General features: G+C 65.3%; 14 protein-coding genes. 8 read left to right on the top strand and 6 right to left on the bottom strand.

Annotation, left to right across the window (positions count from 1 at the left end):
• Positions 1-261 precede the first annotated feature (261 nt).
• Together JJ918_RS10150 and JJ918_RS10145 are read right to left on the bottom strand one after the other, a co-directional pair.
• Positions 262-1,542, bottom strand: a complete 1,281-nt coding sequence (locus JJ918_RS10150) for an FAD-dependent oxidoreductase (protein ID WP_291886628.1) — start codon at positions 1,540-1,542, stop codon at positions 262-264.
• A 74-nt stretch (positions 1,543-1,616) separates the two neighbouring features.
• Positions 1,617-1,946, bottom strand: coding sequence for a metalloregulator ArsR/SmtB family transcription factor (locus JJ918_RS10145; protein ID WP_291886626.1), 330 nt, complete (start codon positions 1,944-1,946; stop codon positions 1,617-1,619).
• Between the two features lie 114 nt (positions 1,947-2,060).
• Between JJ918_RS10145 and JJ918_RS10140 the strand changes: the two genes are divergently transcribed.
• The 4 genes from JJ918_RS10140 to JJ918_RS10125 are packed head-to-tail and all read left to right on the top strand — an operon-like array spanning position 2,061 to position 6,904.
• Positions 2,061-2,417: a rhodanese-like domain-containing protein gene (locus tag JJ918_RS10140; protein ID WP_291886624.1), complete on the top strand. Its 357-nt coding sequence runs from the start codon at positions 2,061-2,063 to the stop codon at positions 2,415-2,417.
• A gap of 19 nt (positions 2,418-2,436) precedes the next feature.
• Positions 2,437-3,420, top strand: coding sequence for an efflux RND transporter periplasmic adaptor subunit (locus JJ918_RS10135; protein WP_291886622.1), 984 nt, complete (start codon positions 2,437-2,439; stop codon positions 3,418-3,420).
• On the top strand, positions 3,417-6,704 hold the full coding sequence (locus JJ918_RS10130; RefSeq protein WP_291886620.1) for an efflux RND transporter permease subunit: 3,288 nt from the start codon (positions 3,417-3,419) through the stop codon (positions 6,702-6,704). Before JJ918_RS10135 ends, JJ918_RS10130 begins: the two co-directional genes overlap by 4 nt.
• Complete coding sequence (locus JJ918_RS10125; RefSeq protein ID WP_291886618.1) at positions 6,701-6,904, top strand: DUF2892 domain-containing protein; 204 nt, start codon at positions 6,701-6,703, stop codon at positions 6,902-6,904. The genes JJ918_RS10130 and JJ918_RS10125 overlap by 4 nt, the downstream gene beginning before the upstream one ends.
• Before the next feature lie 189 nt (positions 6,905-7,093).
• On the opposite strand, the gene JJ918_RS10120 is transcribed toward JJ918_RS10125, so the two are convergent.
• On the bottom strand, positions 7,094-7,546 hold the full coding sequence (locus JJ918_RS10120) for a YcgN family cysteine cluster protein (protein ID WP_291886616.1): 453 nt from the start codon (positions 7,544-7,546) through the stop codon (positions 7,094-7,096).
• A 116-nt stretch (positions 7,547-7,662) separates the two neighbouring features.
• Here JJ918_RS10120 and JJ918_RS10115 point away from each other — a divergent pair, with 116 nt between their 5' ends.
• Positions 7,663-9,603, top strand: coding sequence for a transglycosylase domain-containing protein (locus tag JJ918_RS10115; RefSeq protein ID WP_291886614.1), 1,941 nt, complete (start codon positions 7,663-7,665; stop codon positions 9,601-9,603).
• Here JJ918_RS10115 and JJ918_RS10110 read toward each other — a convergent pair.
• Positions 9,537-10,373, bottom strand: a complete 837-nt coding sequence (locus JJ918_RS10110) for an ion transporter (RefSeq protein WP_291886612.1) — start codon at positions 10,371-10,373, stop codon at positions 9,537-9,539. The genes JJ918_RS10115 and JJ918_RS10110 overlap by 67 nt on opposite strands.
• A gap of 270 nt (positions 10,374-10,643) precedes the next feature.
• On the opposite strand from JJ918_RS10110, the gene JJ918_RS10105 reads away from it, so the two are divergent.
• The 3 genes from JJ918_RS10105 to JJ918_RS10095 all read left to right on the top strand — a co-directional run bounded on the left by JJ918_RS10105 (position 10,644) and on the right by JJ918_RS10095 (position 14,170).
• Complete coding sequence (locus JJ918_RS10105) at positions 10,644-12,563, top strand: EAL domain-containing protein (RefSeq protein ID WP_291886610.1); 1,920 nt, start codon at positions 10,644-10,646, stop codon at positions 12,561-12,563.
• Complete coding sequence (locus JJ918_RS10100; RefSeq protein WP_291886630.1) at positions 12,563-12,937, top strand: PAN domain-containing protein; 375 nt, start codon at positions 12,563-12,565, stop codon at positions 12,935-12,937. The genes JJ918_RS10105 and JJ918_RS10100 overlap by 1 nt, the downstream gene beginning before the upstream one ends.
• A 150-nt stretch (positions 12,938-13,087) precedes the next feature.
• Positions 13,088-14,170, top strand: coding sequence for a DUF2336 domain-containing protein (locus JJ918_RS10095; RefSeq protein ID WP_291886608.1), 1,083 nt, complete (start codon positions 13,088-13,090; stop codon positions 14,168-14,170).
• A gap of 6 nt (positions 14,171-14,176) precedes the next feature.
• On the opposite strand, the gene JJ918_RS10090 is transcribed toward JJ918_RS10095, so the two are convergent.
• On the bottom strand, positions 14,177-15,355 hold the full coding sequence (locus JJ918_RS10090) for a mechanosensitive ion channel family protein (RefSeq protein ID WP_291886607.1): 1,179 nt from the start codon (positions 15,353-15,355) through the stop codon (positions 14,177-14,179).
• Entirely contained in the window at positions 15,352-16,959 is a 1,608-nt protein-coding gene (locus JJ918_RS10085; protein WP_291886605.1) for a peptide chain release factor 3, read from the bottom strand. Before JJ918_RS10085 ends, JJ918_RS10090 begins: the two co-directional genes overlap by 4 nt.
• Between the last annotated feature and the right edge of the window lie 10 nt (positions 16,960-16,969).

Genomic DNA, 16,969 nt, shown 5'->3' with positions numbered 1-16,969 from the left:
GTCGTGCAACTGTTCAGGCTGAACGCAGACACGCGCGAAGGGGCCCGGGCCGGCACACGGCGTCACAAGCGCCAGGGACCTAACGGCCTCCTTCGCGCAACCAGCCTACAACACCTCCAACACACAGGGACCTATACGCTCACTGCGGGGCCGCAAGCAGGCTCGGCGCACGCGACAACTGGACAATCACCGGGATTATGGGTCCCGGACTTCCGCCCCGCCTACGCGGGGCATCCATCCGGGATGACAAAGAGCCTAGCCCTACGCGTCCTTCTTCACCTTGTGGATGCCCAGCAGGTCGAAGACGGCCTTCTCGTAGAAGGGCTCGCCCACTCCGCCGCGGATCTTGCCGAGGAAATAGCTTTCGAAACCGGCCTTGGCGAGGTGGACCCAGCCGCCGTCGGCGGACCAGTTCACATTGCGCGGCGGGATTTGCGGCATGGCGACGAAGGCGACGCCGCCATCGCCGAAATCGGCCAGGCAGACCGCATTCCAGGTAGCGACATTATTGGCCGGCTTGCCGTCCAGATCGGCGCGCAGATTGCGGGCGGTGGCAACCACCATGCTCTCGATCATGAAACCGGTCTTGGGCACGCCCACCGGCACGGGATAGGCCTCGACCGGCGGAATGGCGACGCAGACGCCGACCGAGAAGACATTGTGGTATTTCGGATTGCGCTGGTGCTCGTCGATGATGATGAAGCCGCGCGGATTGACCAGGCCCTCGACATCGCGCACCGCGGCGATACCGCGGAAGGCCGGCAGCATCATCGAGTATTTGAAGGGCAGTTCATGGGTCTTCTTCACCGACCCGTCCTCGGCCACTTCCTCGACATGCATCAGCCCGTCCTCGACCTTCTTCACGCGGGCCGAGGTGATCCACTTGATGTGCCGGTTGCGCATCTCGCTTTCCAGCAGACCCTTGGTGTCGCCGACACCGTCCAGGCCGAGATGGCCGATATAGGGTTCCGAGGTAACGAAGGTCATCGGCACCTTGTCGCGGATCTTGCGCTTCCTGAGATCGGTCTCGAGGATCATCGCGAATTCATAGGCCGGCCCGAAACAGGACGCGCCCTGCACCGCCCCGACCACGATCGGGCCGGGATCCTTCACGAAGTCCTGCCAGACATCGTTGGACGCCGCGGCATGGTCGACATGGCAGATCGACTGGGTGAAACCGCCGTGCGGGCCCAGCCCCTCGATCTCGTCGAAGGCCAGTTCCGGGCCGGTGGCGATGACCAGATAGTCGTATTCCAGCGTCTCGCCATTCGCCAGATCGATCGCATTGGCGTCGGGGCGCACCCTGGTGGCCGCGGCATGGATGAAGTCGATGCCCTTCTTCTTCAGCATCGGCGCCAGTTCGACCTTGATCTTCTCCGGCTTGCGCCAGTCGACCGCGACCCAGGGATTGGAGGGGGTGAAGTGGAAGGTGGGATAGTCCGAGACCACCGTGATCCGGTCGCTGGAGCGCAATTCCTTGCGTGCTTCCAGGGCCATGGGAACGCCGCCGAGGCCGGCGCCAAGTACAACGATATGAGCCATGTTTTCCTCCCGACCCGGCTTCAACGGGTCATTCTTGTCCGGATTGTCGCGCTCCGGCTTTGCGTTGGATCAATCTATCCGGCCACCGCATCGGCTACGGTGCAGAATTGCGATTTGAGATGCATGAGGATGCCGAGACAGCGTTCGTCGCGGATCGAATAGTGGACCTGGAGACCGGATTTGCGCCCTTCCACCAGACCGTCGCTGCGCATTTTTGCCAGGTGCTGGGACATGGCCGATTGCGACAGACCGGCGATCTCGGTGAGCTCGCCCACCGTCGCCTCGCCCATCGCCAGACGGCACAGGATCAGAAGGCGCTTCTCATTGGCCAGCAATTTCAGGAAGGCGGCGGCTTCGCCGGCCTGGTCCTGCAATTGTGCGATCTGCGGGTCGATTGTCGTCACGCGGGTCACCTCGAAAACGGCATCTGAAACATCATTGACAGCTAATATAGCTTTCACTAAATTAGTGTCAACTAATGTTTTGACCCCACCACCCGATGCAAGGAAGACCCCGTCATGAGCCTTCGCGAACTCGACCCGAAAGATGTCTACAAGGCCCTGCAGGACAACAAGGCCGTGCTGATCGATGTGCGCGAACCGCGCGAATACGCGGCCGAGCGCCTGCACGGCGCCTCGCTGCATCCGCTCTCGACCTTCGACCCGCAATCCCTGCCGCTCGACGCATCCCGCGAGGTGATCCTGCACTGCGGCTCCGGCAAGCGCTCGATGGACGCCCTGCAGCGCTGCCAGAAAGCCGGCGTGCCGATCACCGCCCATGTGAAGGGCGGCCTCCTGGCCTGGAAGACGTCCGGCCTGCCCACCATCACCATCGATCCGGCCACCGGCGCCGTTGTCGATCCCCAGAGCCGCTGAACCGGAAAGGCCTGACGCCATGCTGAAAGCCGGCCTCCTCGCGACCGCCCTTCTTGCGGTTGCCGCCCCCGCAGCCCTCGCCCAGCCGGGCGAAAGCTTCACCGTCACCCAGACGCGGATTGCCGACCGCAAGGCCGTGTTCGCCACGGTCGAGAGCATCGACACCGTGGCCGCGCGCGCCCGCATCTCCGGCACGATCGGCGAGCTGCGCGTGGACGAGGGCGATGCCGTAGCGGCCGGCGATGTGCTGGCCGTGGTGGTCGACGACCGGCTGGCGCCGCAGATCGGCGCCGTCAACGCCACCGCCTCGGCGCTGCAGGCCCAGCTGGACCAGGCCCGCATCGACCTGACCCGTGCCCAGGACCTGTTCGACCGCGGCATCTTCCCCCAGGCCCGCCTGGATCAGGCCCAGACCCAGGTCGACGTGCTGGAAGGCCAGCTCGCCTCGGCCCGCCAGGAACGCGCCGTCCTCGTGCAGCAATCGCGCGAAGGCGATGTGCTCGCCCCGGCCAGCGGCCGCGTGCTGGAGGTCCCGGTGACCGCCGGTTCGGTCGTGCTGCAGGGTGAACAGGTCGCCACCATTGCCTCCGATCTCTACCTCTTGCGCCTGCGCCTGCCGGAACGCCATGCCCGCACGATTTCCGAAGGCGATCCGGTGACGGTGGATGCCGCCGCCCTGACCGGCGATGTCGCGCCCACCGGCCGCATCCGCCAGGTCTATCCGCGTATCGAGGACGGCCGCGTCGTTGCCGATGCCGTCGTCGAGGGGCTGGGCAATTACTTTGTCGGCGAACGCGTGCGCGTGCATGTCGAAGTCGATGCGCGCGAGGCCGTCATCGTGCCCGAAGCCTTCCTGATCAACCGCTATGGCGTCGACTATGTCCGCCTGCGCGAGGCCGATGGCCATGTCGTGGACATTGTCGTCCAGCGCGGCCGCGAGACCGCAGACGGTGTTGAAATTCTCGGCGGCATCGCCGCCGGCGACGTGCTGGTGCAGCCATGAAGCTGGGCCTCTCCGGACATCTGGCGAAGGGCTTTATCCGCTCGCCGCTGACGCCGCTCATCCTGCTGGCCTCGCTGGCCATGGGCCTGATCGCTCTGATGGTGATCCCGCGCGAGGAAGAGCCGCAGATTTCCGTGCCGATGGTGGACGTGATGGTCGCCGCGCCGGGCCTGCGCGCACCGGACGCGGTGGAACTGGTCACCGAACCGCTCGAGACGATCATCCGCTCGATCGAGAATGTCGAACACGTCTATTCCCAGACCGAAGACGACCAGGTGATGGTCACTGCGCGTTTCGATGTCGGCACCGATGCCGATGACGCGATCCTGCGTGTGCACGAACGCATAAACGCCAATCTCGACCGCATCCCCCACGGCATCAATCCGCCGCTTATCGTCGGCCGCGGCATTGACGATGTCGCCATTGTCGCCCTGACCCTGTCGCCCGCGCCCGCCGTGGCCGGGCACTGGGACGATAACGGTCTTTACAACATCGCCGAGGAATTGCGCGCTGCGTTGATGTCGGTCGAGGATGTCGGCCTGACCTATATCACCGGCGGCCGCGCCGACCAGATCCGCGTCGAACCGGATCCGGAACGCCTGTCGCAATACGGCGTCACCCTGCAACAGCTCGCCGGCCGCATCGCCGAGGCCAACCGCGCCTTCCCCGCCGGCCAGGTCACCACAAACGACGAGACCCGTTTCGTCACCGCCGGCCAGACCCTGCAGGGCATGCCCGATATCGGCCTTCTCCTGCTCACCACGCGCGACGGACGCCCGGTCTATGTGCGCGACGTGGCGGACGTGATTGTCGGCGCCGAACCGGCCTCGGCCCGCGCCTGGATGCTGACCCGCGAAGGCGGCGAGGACAGCCATGGCGAGGCCGATCATGGCTCCACTGCCGGCTGGCAGCGCACGCCCGCCGTCACCCTCGCCGTCGCCAAGCGCGAAGGCGCCAATGCCGTCGTCGTCTCCGAACACATTCTGGAACGCCTGGAGCTGCTGCGCGGCAGCCTGATCCCCGAGGGTGTCGAGGTCACCGTCACCCGCAATTACGGCGAGACCGCCAACGAGAAGGCCAACGAGCTGCTCTTCCACCTGGGGCTCGCCACCGTTTCCATCGTGCTGCTGGTCACCTTCGTGATCGGCTGGCGCGAAGGCCTCGTCGTGCTGGTCGTCATCCCGACCACCATCCTGATGACGCTGTTTGCCTCCAATCTGATGGGCTACACGATCAACCGCGTCTCGCTGTTCGCGCTGATCTTCTCCATCGGCATCCTGGTCGACGACGCCATCGTGGTGATCGAGAATATCGCCCGCCACTGGGCGATGAAGGACGGACGTCCGCGCATCACCGCCGCCGTCGAGGCCGTCGCCGAAGTGGGCAATCCCACCATCGTCGCCACCCTCACCGTGGTCGCAGCCCTCCTGCCGATGCTGTTCGTGTCCGGCCTGATGGGTCCCTATATGGCGCCGATCCCGGTCAACGCCTCCGCCGCGATGATCTTCTCTTTCTTTGTCGCCATGGTGCTCACCCCCTGGCTGATGATGGTCATCGCCGGCCGCCGCAAATCCGACGTTTCCGGGCATGCGGAAGGCCATGAGGGCATTCTCGGCCGGCTCTACCGCCGCGTCGCCACCCCCATCGTGGCGGGCCGCCGTCCGGCCTGGATCCTGCTCCTGACGGTGGGCGTGCTGACCCTGGTTTCCATGTCCGCCTTCTACTTCAAGGGCGTGACCGTCAAACTCCTGCCCTTCGACAACAAGTCGGAATTCCAGGTCATTATCGATCTGCCCGAAGGCGCCACGCTGGAACGCACCGACCGGGTGCTCACCGAGGCCGCCGACCGGCTGGCCGCAATCCCGGAAGCCGTGTCGATCCAGGCCTATGCCGGCACGTCGGCGCCGTTCAATTTCAACGGCCTGGTGCGCCACTATTATCTGCGCAACCGGCCGGAGCAGGGCGATCTGCAGGTCAATCTCCTGCCCAAGCATCATCGCGACCGCGCCTCGCACGAGATCGCGCTTGAAGCCCGCGAACTGCTGGCCGGCATGGATTTGCCCGAAGGCACCTCCGTCCAGGTCGCGGAAATCCCGCCGGGCCCGCCCGTGCTGGCAACCCTGCTGGCGGAGATCTACGGTCCCGACGCGGAAACCCGCCGTGCTGTCGCCCGCGAGGTCCGCGCCGCCTTCGAGAGCGTGCCCTATGTCGTCGACGTCAATGACGGGTTCGGCGAGCCGCGGCCGCGCCTGCGCATCGCCATCGACCAGGACAGCCTGGAATATTTCCGCGTCCAGCAATCGGATGTCTACGACACGATCGGCGCCCTGATCGGCGGCACCACGGTGGGCTATTCCCATCGCGGGGAAGGCCGCAATCCGGTCGAGATCGCCGTGGAACTGCCGCGCAGCGACCGCAGCTGGACCGAGCGTCTCGCCTCCACCCCCGTCCCGGCCAACACCCTGCCCGGCGACCGCACCGTGGTGGAGCTGGGCGATGTGGTCTCGATCACAGAAGAAGCCGGCTCCTACCCGATCTTCCGCCGCGACGGCCGCTATGCCGAAATGGTGATGGCCGAACTGGCCGGCGATTTCGAGGCGCCGATCTACGGCATGTTCGCCGTGCAGGACGCGCTGGACGCGCGATCCTGGAGCGAGGATATCCCCGCCCCCCAGATCCGGATGTATGGTCAGCCGCCGAGCGATGACACGGTCACCCTGCTTTGGGACGGCGAGTGGGAAATCACCTATGTCACCTTCCGCGACATGGGTGCGGCCTTCATGGTGGCGCTATTGGGCATCTATGTGCTGGTTGTGGCGCAGTTCGGATCGTTCCGCGTGCCGCTGATCATCCTCACCCCGATCCCGCTGACCTTCATCGGAATCATCTTCGGGCACTGGATTTTCGGCGCCGCCTTCACCGCCACCTCCATGATCGGTTTCATCGCCCTGGCCGGGATTATCGTGCGAAACTCGATCCTGCTGGTCGATTTCATCCGCCACGGCGCCGAAGACGGTGAGCCCCTGCGGGAGACCCTGCTGCGGGCCGGCGCAATCCGCTTCAAGCCGATCCTCCTGACCGCCATCGCCGCCATGATCGGTGCCTCGGTCATCCTGGGCGACCCGATCTTCCAGGGCCTGGCGATCTCGCTCCTGTTCGGCCTGGCCTCGTCTACCCTTCTTACCGTGCTGGTGATCCCGGCGATCTACATCGTCTTCAAGGACGGCGATGCGCCCTACCGGCCGGCCCTTTCCGAAGCCTCTCTTGAAGGAGAAACCTCATGACTCTCGGACGTGCCGTCATGCTCTTCGCCGGCTGCATGACCCTTCTCTCGGCGATCCTCGCCTGGCAGGTCAGCGAATGGTGGCTGCTGCTCACCGCCTTCGTCGGCCTCAACCAGATCCAGTCCAGCTTCACCGGCTTCTGCCCGGCCGCCATGGTCTTCAAGGCCCTCGGCGCCAAGGACAAGGCGGTGTTCAGCTAGGGACATGGATGGCTTTCTTCCCCACGTAAGTGGGGAAGTGGGCCGATACGCAGCATCGGGTCGAAGGGGCGGCGCAAAGCGCCGGGAAACGGTGGCGCTTGGCCCCGCCATTCCGCCGCATATAGCGGCGGCCCCTCCCCCGCTTCGCGGGTCCCCCTCCCCACGATGTGGGGAGGAAAAGCCTGAGCCTCAGTCCTCTTCCCCCGGCCATTCGACGATGTGTTCTTCCCAGTCGGGGGCGCCGTCGAAATCATCCTCGCTGACCACCTGGCCAGCCACACTCATGCCCGCCTTGGCGGTGGAGTGCGGATCGCCGGTCACCAGCGGATGCCAGTCGAAAAGATCCTTGCCCTCGGCGATCAGCCGGTAGGCGCAGGTTTTCGGGATCCAGGGCAGGGTGCGGATATTGTCCGGCGTCAGCACGACACAGTCCGGCACCTGGGTGTGCCGGTGCGGATAATTGCGGCAGCCGCCATTCTCGCAATCGAAAAGCGTGCAGGCGACATCGGTCTCCAGACGCAGCCCGGTATCCTCGTCCTCCAGCTTCACCAGACAGCACTTTCCGCAATGGTCGCAGAGCGATTCCCACTCGGCGCGGGACATCTCGTCCAGAGATTTCATTTTCCAGAAAGGCTGAGGCATGGTCCCGCCTGAATTCCGCCGCTATTGATAGGCTTTAGACAGGGCAAGCCTAACACGCAGCCAGGCATTCGGGGTTGGCAAAAAGCATGTACCAGGAGCCGTTTCGCGCGGATCACATGATGGAACGCGACCGGCGCGAACAGCGCCGCCGCCTGATCGTGGGCGGATCGCTGGCGCTGATTGCCGTGATTCTCGTTTCCGGGGCCTTTGCCAGCTGGCACTGGGCCTTCCACGATCTGCCGCCCGCGCCGCAAAGCGCAGCCGAGCTGTGGAATGTCCGCCGCGAACCGGCCGTCACCCTGACCGACCGCGAAGGCCGGGTCCTCGCCGTCCGCGGTCCGCTCTATGCCCGCGCCGTCGCGTTGGAGAGCCTGCCCGAGCACGTGCCGCAGGCCTTTCTCGCCATCGAGGACCAGCGTTTCTACCAGCACACCGGCGTGGATTTCCGGGGCGTCGCCCGGGCGCTGTGGCGGAATTTCCGGGCCGGCGCCACGGTCGAGGGCGGTTCGACCATCACCATGCAGCTGGTGAAGAATCTCATGCTCTCGCCCGACCGCGAGCTGCGCCGCAAGATCCAGGAGATGCGGCTGGCCCGCGCGCTCGAACGCCGTCTGTCCAAGACGGACATTCTCGAGCTTTACCTGAACCGCATCTATCTCGGCGCCCGTGCCTATGGGATCGAGGCCGCCGCCGAACGCTATTTCGACAAGTCCGCCACCGAGCTCACCCTGGCCGAAGCCGCCCTCTTGGCCGCCCTGCCCAAGGCGCCTAGCCGGCTCGACCCGACCGTCAATCTCGATGCCGCCCGCGCCCGCGCCGCCCAGGTGCTCGCCGCGATGGAGGAAGCCGGCTACATCACGGCGACCGAACATGCCGAAGCGCTCGCGGAACCGGCCGAACCCGTCGCCGACACCTCCGATCCGAACGCCACGTCCAACTGGGGCCACGCCTTCGACATGGCGCTCACCGAGGCCCAGCGCCTGGTGCCCGGCGATATCCCGGACCTGATCATCCGCACCACGCTGGACCCGGCCCTCGCCCGCGCTGCCAACGAGACCGTGGAACGCGTCCTCTCCGAACAGGGCGACGCTGCCAATGCCGGCGAAGCCGCCATCGTGCTGCTGGCACCGGACGGAGCGATCCGCGCCTTCGCCGGCGGACGGGACTATCGCGACAGCCAGTTCAACCGCGCCGTCCAGGCCCAGCGCCAGCCGGGCTCGGCTTTCAAGCCCATCGTCTTCGCCGCGGCGCTGGAAGCGGGCTACGACCCGTCATCGGCAGTCTGGGACGAGCCGGTCGATCTGGAAGGCTGGACGCCGCAGAACTTCTCCGGCTCCTATCGCGGACTGGTGACCCTGCAGGAAGCGCTCAAGCGCTCGATCAACACGGTTGCTGTACAGGTCGCCGACGAAGTGGGCATTGGCCGCATCGTGGAAATGGGCCACCGGCTGGGCATCCGGTCCGACCTGCCCGAACTGCCGGCCATCGCGCTGGGGGCCGCGGAAGTGAACCTGGTCGAGCTGACGGCGGCCTATTCGGTGTTCGCCAATGACGGTGAGCGCCGCGCGCCCTACTTCATTCTCTCGATCACGAATTCCCGCGGCGATGTGCTGTACGAGCATCGCGATCCCGGCGCCGAACGCGCTCTGGAAACCGAAACGGCCCGGGCCATGTCGACCATGCTGCAGGATGTTGTGATGACCGGCACCGGCCGCCGGGCCGCCCTGCCGGGCCGCGCCTCAGCCGGCAAGACCGGCACCAGCCAGTCTTTCCGCGACGCCTGGTTCATCGGTTATACCGCCGACTACACGGCAGGCGTCTGGGTCGGCAATGACGATGACAGCCCGATGGAGAATGTCACGGGCGGCGGCCTGCCGGCCGAGATCTGGCGCGACTTCATGGTGCGCGTGCATGAGGGCATGCCGGCCCGCGCCCTGAGCGCCCCGGCCCCGCGCACGCGCTCGGAACGCGAGGAACGCCTGGCGGCCTTCTATTCCGACTTGTCGGCCGCGTTTTCCGAACTGCTCGAGGACGGCACCTCGCCCAGCGAGCGCTGAACCATAGCGGTCAGGGCTGCGATCTCGGCGCGCAGTCCGGCGATCTCGGTGTGCAGGATTTCCCGGTCGGCATCGGCCTCGGCATCGCGCGCCTCCTCATCGTCAAAATGCTTGGACTGCAGGCTGTCCACGATGATGGCGATGAACAGGTTCAGCACCGCGAAACTGGTCAGCACGATAAAGACGACAAAGAAGATCCAGGCCCAGGGATGGGTCTCCATCACCGGAATGGCGACATCGGACGCCCAGCCTTCCAGCGTCATCACCTGGAACAGGGCAAAGGCACTGTCGCCCAGCGTGCCGAAGCGCTCCGGCACGGCTTCACCGTAAAGCTTGGTCGCCATCACGGCGGAGACGTAGAACATCAGCCCCAGCACCGCGATCACGGCCCCCATGCCCGGGATGGCATTGAGCAGGGCTTCCACAACCTTGCGCAGATCCGGCATGACCGAGAACAGGCGGAAGGCCCGCACGATCCGCAGCGCCCGCAGGACGGAGAACCCGCCGGCGGCCGGGATGACGGATACCGTGATCACGAACAGGTCGAACCAGTTCCAGCCCGACAGGAAGAAGCGGTGACGGTAGGCGATCAGCTTGAGGATCAGCTCGACGACAAAAACACCGACAATGATGCGGTCCAGCATCGGCAGCCATGTCGTGAACCACTCGCCTTCATAGGGATAGGTTTCCAGCCCGAGTGTGATCGCGTTGATAATGATCAGCGCCATGATGAAGTTGCGGAAATGCGAACTCTCGACGAAAGCCTTCACCCTGTATCCCCTCCGGTGCGCCTCGGGCCGGTCCCCCAACCCCGAGCGCCTGCTCCTAGCTCTACGAGGCTGGAAATTCAATCGGTGTAAGCGAACCGGAAAGCATCGGTGGAAAAAATCCGGACCGTTCAAATTTTAGACGACAACTTATCCGCGATTTAACGACACATGTTGCATAAGGCGGTCGAACGAGGAGCGGACCCGCCCATGAGGCCCGAAGCGTATAGTCAACAAGCGCCGGAGAGCGGTAGCGAGGGATCCGATCCGCCCGTGCGGAACGACGAGATCACCATCGCCTACCAGCCGATCCTGCGCGGTGCCGCCACGGCGGTGTTGTGCTATTTCCTGTTCGATCTCGTCAGCCGTGCCTTCTTTCCCGGCGAGGCCCACTTGGGGATCATGCTGGCGTCGGTCGGCATCGCGACAATCCTCGCGCAACTGGTCCGGCAATATCTGCGGCAGCCCCGCTCGGCCTTTCAGCTGGAGATCTGCGGCGCGATCCTGTGCCTGTCGATGCTGTTCAATTCGAACCTGCAGCAGAACCTGCATTTCGAGGCCGAGAACCTGGCCTATGCCGTGCTGATGATGCCGATCTGCGCCGCCATCCTGCCGCGACGCCGCACCATCGCTCTGGCGGTGCTGATTTCCTTTGCCAATCTGATGTGGCTGGTCTGGCAGAATATCCCGGCCGCACTGACAGACTATGCCTGGGTCGGCGTATCGGGCATTGCCGCGGGTGTTGCGATCGCCGCGATCATCCGCACTGCCGTCCTGCGCTCGGTCAAGGCGCGGCTGGATGCGATCCACGATCGCGAGATCGCCGAAGAGCTGGCGCGCGAGGCGCGTCACCTGGCCGAATGCGACGCCCTGACGGGCCTGCCGAACCGGCGCAGCTTCTTCCTGGCACTCAATGAACGGGTCGAGCGCCTGCGCACGCACGGCGAGCCTTTCCTGCTGGGCCTGGTCGACCTGGACGGTTTCAAGCCGGTCAACGACACCTATGGACATGCGGCCGGCGACGAAATGCTGCAGACCGTGGCCAAGCGGCTGATCGACGTCGCCGGCGATCACGCCTTGCCTGCCCGCCTGGGCGGGGACGAGTTCGCCCTCCTGACGCCGGCCGATCCGAAAACCGCCGAGGCCGCGCTCACGCTGGGCCAACGGATCGAGGCGAAACTGTCCCAGCCCTATCAGCTGGGTCAGTACACCTGCAAAGGGTCGGGTTCCGTCGGCCTCCTGATCTGCGACGATCCGGAGTTGAGCGCGCACGATCTGATGGAGCGCGCCGATCACGCGCTCTATTTCGCCAAGCGGGCCCTGCAGGGCAAGGCGGTGCTGTTCAACGCCGCGCTGGAACAGGAAATGGCGAACTCCAGCCAGGTCGACAAGGCATTGCGCCGCTGTGACTATGACAGCGAATTCCAGCTGCACTTCCAGCCGCAGTTCGACCTTGTAAAAGGGCGTATCGTCGGCTTCGAGGCGCTGGCCCGCTGGAACTCGCCGGAACTGGGCGCCGTCACCCCGGACATCTTCATTCCCGCCGCCGAACGGGCCGGCCTGATCCGGCCGCTGACCCAGGTTTTGCTCGGCAAGGCCCTCACCGCCATGGCCAGCTGGCCGGACGAGATCACGCTCGCCTTCAACCTGTCGACCCACGACCTGATGTCGCCCCATGCGGTCGAGAGTGCGCTCGCCACGGTCCGCAACAGCGGCATCGCGCCATCGCGCATCGAGTTCGAGATCACCGAAACGGCGATGATGAGCGACTTCAACCAGGCGCGCCGGGCGATCGACCAGATCAGCGAGGCCGGACACCGTGTGTCGCTGGACGATTTCGGGATCGGCTATTCCTCGCTGCAATACCTGCAGCTCCTGCCGGTCAGCAAGCTGAAGATCGACCATTCCTTCGTGCGCAACATCCTGGAGGATACAGCCGCCTTCAAGATCGTGCGCACCCTGCTCTCCCTGTCCCGCACGCTGGGCCTGGGTTGCGTTGTGGAAGGCGTGGAGACCGAAGCGCAGATGCACATCCTTCGGACGATGGGTGCCCGCCATATCCAGGGCTATCTGATCGACGCCCCCATGCCGGCCGCCGCCATCCCGTCGGCCCTCGGCAAGACGTATGACTTCACGCCCGCCCGTGGCCGGCCCGGGCCGGCCGAAGCCATTCGCCAGGCCAGCGTCCAGTGATGCGCGCCGCAATCCTGCTCGCGCTTGTCCTCGCGTCCGGCCCGGCGAGCGCCGACGACGTCATGGACGGCTGGGCGCGCCGCGGCGCGGTCTATGCCTCCATTGCGATGGATGACGGCACGCCCGCCGGCTGTGCGGCGCTGTGCAGTCGCGATGGAAACTGTCAGTCCTGGGTCTGGACGATCGCCGGGCTGGACGGCCCGGACACCCAATGCGCCCTGCTCTCTGCCGCGCCGACCCCGTTCCGCGCGCCTGGCCGGGTGACCGGCCTGTCAGCCGATCTGGTCCAACGGATCGAGGCCGCAGCCGAACGGCCGCCGAGCCCGCGCGAAATGAATGCCCTGCAATCGATGCTGCACGGTGAGCATGACTAGACGTGACCGCGCGGCGCTCGCCTGCGGACCGGCGGATCCTGTGCTCACGCAAATAAAAAACACACTATACCTGACAATTTGCACGCCCCGGCTGACGCTTTGTTTACCCGCGTGGGGGAAGCTGCAATCCCTGATCGGTGGGAGTGGGCAATGGCCGTCGTCAGCAAGCTGAACAATCTGGTCGAACTGGCCAAGGAAAAGTCCTCGGAGCGCCGGCGGACCCTGTTGCGCGAAGTCACGGATCTCTTTTTCGAGGAGACGCCGGAAAGCGGCAGCGCCACCTCGCACAAGTTCGACGAACTCCTCTCCTCTCTGGCCGAGCAGACCGCCCGGGATGCGCGTGAAGAACTGTCGCAGCGCTTCGCCGATGCGCCGCAGGCGCCACGCGGGCTGGTGCTGCAACTGGCGCAGGATGCGATCGAGGTCGCCGCCCCGATGCTGGCCCGCTCCAGGGTGCTCACCGACGACGACCTGCTCTCCATCGCCGAAACAGCCGAACAGGGCCACCTCAAGGCCATGTCGCGCCGTGAAGAGGTTTGCGAGCGTCTGTCAGACACGATCGTGCGCCGCGGCGATGACGAGACCGTCGCCCAGCTGATCCGCAATGACGGCGCCCGCCTGTCGCGTGAGACCTTCGAGACCGTCACCGAACGCGCCGAAAGTTCGCCGGTCCTGCAAGGACCGCTGGTCGAGCGCGGCGACACGCCCAACGATCTCCTGGCGGACCTGATGCTGACCGTCGGCAACAGCCTGCGCGAGCGGATCATGGAACGGTTCGATGCGGTCGATCCGGCCGTGCTCGAGCATGCCATGAACGCTTCAAGGGCCCGGCTGGCCCAGCGCATGGCCGAGGATCGCGACATCGCGGCTGCCGAGAAATTCGTGCAGACCATGGCGCTGCGCAAACAGCTGACCGGCAATCTGCTTGCGCGCCTGCTGCGTGAACGCGAATACTCGAAATTCTATGCTGCTTTCGCCGAAATGACCGGGGTCGATTATGTCGCCGCCCGGCGCGCGATCCGGCAGGAATCGATCGACCCGCTGGCGCTGATCTGCAAGTCCGCCGGCTTCGACAAGGCGCTCTTCGTGACCCTCGCCGTGCTGCGCCACGCCGCGGGCGAGGACGCCTTCCGGGACGCCCGGGAACTGGGCCAGCTCTACGACGCCATCACCGCCGACGACGCCGCCCGTGCCATGCGCTTCTGGCGCATGCGCAAGAACATGGCCGCCTGAGGCCGATCAGGCCTTGCCGGCGGCCATTGCGCCTGCCGCGTCGTCCTGCGGCGGCTCGAACACTTCCGCGCCGCTTTCCAGATAGACCGAGGTCGAGGGGAAGGCGAACTCGGTGCCGGCTTCTTCCACCGTCTGCTTGACGAAGAAGGCCAGTTCTTCCTTCAGTCGCAGCCATTCGCCCCAATTCGTCGTCTTGGTGAAGCAGTAGAGCAGGAAGTCGATCGAGGACGGGCCGAAGGCGTCGACGCGCATGAAGGTCGCGACTTCCGGCGGATCGGCGAATTCCGGATTATCGGAGACATAGGCGAGCACCTTGTCGCGGATCTCGCGCAATTGCTCGGACGTGGTGTCATAGCGCACGCCGATCGCCCATTTGATCCGGCGGTGGGTCATGCGGGAGAAATTGGTCACCGCATTGTCCGACAGTTTGGAGTTCGGCACATAGACCGGCCCCTTGTCGAACCGGCGGACCAGGGTGGAGCGGAAATTAATCTCCTCCACCGTGCCCTCGACCACGCCGTCCACCTTCACCCAGTCGCCCGGCAGGAAGCGCTTTTCGGTGAGGATCAGGATGCCGGCAATCAGGTTCTTGAACAGGTCCTGGGCGCCCAGGCCGATGGCGACACCGAACAGGCCCAGACCGGCAACGATACCGGCGACGGGGATATCCCAGACCTGCAGCACGGCCGCCGCCCCCACCACGATGAAGACGATCCGCAGTGCCTTGGTCAGCCAGTCGATCATGACCGGCGTCAGCGCATTGCGAAGCCCCTGCAGGGCAAAGGCGAACGGTCCGACCGCATTATGCAGCGCCCAGAACAGGGCGATGACGACCAGCGACTGGACGAACTGATGTCCGCGCAGCGCCCCGTCGCCGCCCAGTTGCACGATATTGATGGCGAAGAAGAGCGCGATGATCACCGGGACCAGCTTCATCGGCCCGGCGAGCGCCTCGACGACCGCATCGTCGAACTCGGTTTCCGACCGTTTGGCCAGGCGCTGCAACGCGGCCAGCAGCCATTTCGCGATCAGGCCGCGAATGCCGACCCCCACCAGGACGACCAGGATAGCCAGCAGCCCCTGCCCGACGCTTATGCCCAGAAAGGACGTCTCCCAGACCTCGACGACGATGCCCCAGAACTCCTGGAGCTGTTCGGGAACGCTGTCGGTCGCGGTGGTACTCATGCGGCACGCTCCTTGGCCCGGTGGAAGGACACGTCGGGGAATTTTTCTTCCGAGTAGGAGACTTCCCAGGCGCTCTTGGCCAGGAAGACCGGATCGCCATTGATATCCTCGGCCATCGCCGATTTATGCCGGTCGGCGAAAGCCTCGATCTTGTCGCGATCGCCCTCGATCCAGCGTGCGGTCTCGTAGGGCGCGGCCTCGAACTCGACCTCAAGACCGTATTCCGCCGCCACACGCTCGCGCATCACGTCGATCTGCAGCGCACCGACAGCACCGACGATGAAGTCGCCGCCCAGCGTCGGGCGGAAGAGCTGGGTCACGCCCTCCTCGGCGAGGCTTTCCAGCGCCTTCTTGAGGTGTTTCGCCTTCAGCGGATCGGCCAGACGTGCCCGGCGCAGGATTTCCGGCGCGAAATTGGGAATGCCTGTGAAGCGGATCTTTCCGCTCTCCGACAGGCTGTCGCCCACGCGCAGCGTACCGTGATTGGGCACGCCCATCACATCGCCGGCAAAGGCCTCGTCGGCGATCTCACGATCCTGGGCGAAGAACAGGATGGGCGAGGAAACGGTGAGCTGTTTGCCAGCCTCGGTCTTCAGCTTCATGCCGCGTTTGAACCTGCCCGAGCACAGGCGCACGAAAGCCACCCGGTCGCGGTGATTGGGGTCCATGTTCGCCTGGACCTTGAAGACAAAGCCCGCGACTTCCTTGCCACCCGGTTCGATCTCGACCGGATTGCCATTCGACGACGCCATCACAGGCGCCGGGCCCGGGATGATGTCGGCCAGTCCCTCAAGCAGCTCACGCACGCCGAATCCGCGCAGCGCCGAGCCGAAGAAGACCGGTGTGAGATGGCCTTCCAGGAAGCTCTGCCGGTTGAAGGGCGGGCAGAGTTCCTTGGCGACCTCTGCACCCTCGCGCAGCTCGTCGGCCTCCTCCGCACTCAGCACCTCGCCGATCGCATTGCCATCGAGACTGACGCGTTCGGCCGGCTCGTGCGGATCGCGATCCTCGCCCGGCTTCTGGAAGCGCAGCAGATCATTGGTGGCGATGTCGAGCACGCCCTTGAAACGTTTGCCCGATCCGGACGGCCACTGCATCGGCGTGGCATCCAGCGCCAGCTTGTCCTGGATGTCTTCCAGCAAGTCGACCGGGTCCAGCGCCTCGCGGTCCATCTTGTTGATGAAGGTGACGATCGGAATGTCGCGCAGGCGGCAGACCTCGACCAGTTTCAGCGTACGCGGCTCCACACCCTTGGCGGCGTCGAGCACCATGATGGCGCTGTCGGCGGCGGTGAGCGTGCGATAGGTGTCTTCGGAGAAGTCCTCGTGGCCCGGCGTGTCGAGCAGGTTGAACAGCAGGCCGCGATGCTCGAACGTCATCACCGAGGCGGACACCGAGATGCCCCGCTCCTGCTCGATCTTCATCCAGTCCGACTGGGTGCGCCGGTTCTCGCCGCGAGCCCGCACCTGCCCGGCCAGGCGGATCGCACCGGCCGAAAGCAGCAGGGTCTCGGTCAGCGTGGTCTTACCGGCGTCCGGGTGGGAGATGATGGCGAAGGACCGGCGGCGCGCCCATTCCGGCGCGTCTGTCGAATTGGAAGTCATCTATAGGGCT

The sequence above is a fragment of the Maricaulis sp. genome, assembly GCF_017642925.1.
GTDB lineage: Bacteria > Pseudomonadota > Alphaproteobacteria > Caulobacterales > Maricaulaceae > Maricaulis.
This window is presented reverse-complemented; position numbering and strand designations above follow the sequence as displayed.

Excerpts from the sequence above, each read along its gene's own strand:
- JJ918_RS10150 (WP_291886628.1), bottom strand. The coding sequence starts at position 1,542 with ATGGCTCATATCGTTGTACTTGGCGCCGGCCTCGGCGGCGTTCCCATG.
- JJ918_RS10140 (WP_291886624.1), top strand. The coding sequence starts at position 2,061 with ATGAGCCTTCGCGAACTCGACCCGAAAGATGTCTACAAGGCCCTGCAG.
- JJ918_RS10135 (WP_291886622.1), top strand. The coding sequence starts at position 2,437 with ATGCTGAAAGCCGGCCTCCTCGCGACCGCCCTTCTTGCGGTTGCCGCC.
- JJ918_RS10130 (WP_291886620.1), top strand. The coding sequence starts at position 3,417 with ATGAAGCTGGGCCTCTCCGGACATCTGGCGAAGGGCTTTATCCGCTCG.
- JJ918_RS10125 (WP_291886618.1), top strand. The coding sequence starts at position 6,701 with ATGACTCTCGGACGTGCCGTCATGCTCTTCGCCGGCTGCATGACCCTT.
- JJ918_RS10120 (WP_291886616.1), bottom strand. The coding sequence starts at position 7,546 with ATGCCTCAGCCTTTCTGGAAAATGAAATCTCTGGACGAGATGTCCCGC.
- JJ918_RS10115 (WP_291886614.1), top strand. The coding sequence starts at position 7,663 with ATGATGGAACGCGACCGGCGCGAACAGCGCCGCCGCCTGATCGTGGGC.
- JJ918_RS10100 (WP_291886630.1), top strand. The coding sequence starts at position 12,563 with ATGCGCGCCGCAATCCTGCTCGCGCTTGTCCTCGCGTCCGGCCCGGCG.
- JJ918_RS10095 (WP_291886608.1), top strand. The coding sequence starts at position 13,088 with ATGGCCGTCGTCAGCAAGCTGAACAATCTGGTCGAACTGGCCAAGGAA.
- JJ918_RS10090 (WP_291886607.1), bottom strand. The coding sequence starts at position 15,355 with ATGAGTACCACCGCGACCGACAGCGTTCCCGAACAGCTCCAGGAGTTC.
- JJ918_RS10085 (WP_291886605.1), bottom strand. The coding sequence starts at position 16,959 with ATGACTTCCAATTCGACAGACGCGCCGGAATGGGCGCGCCGCCGGTCC.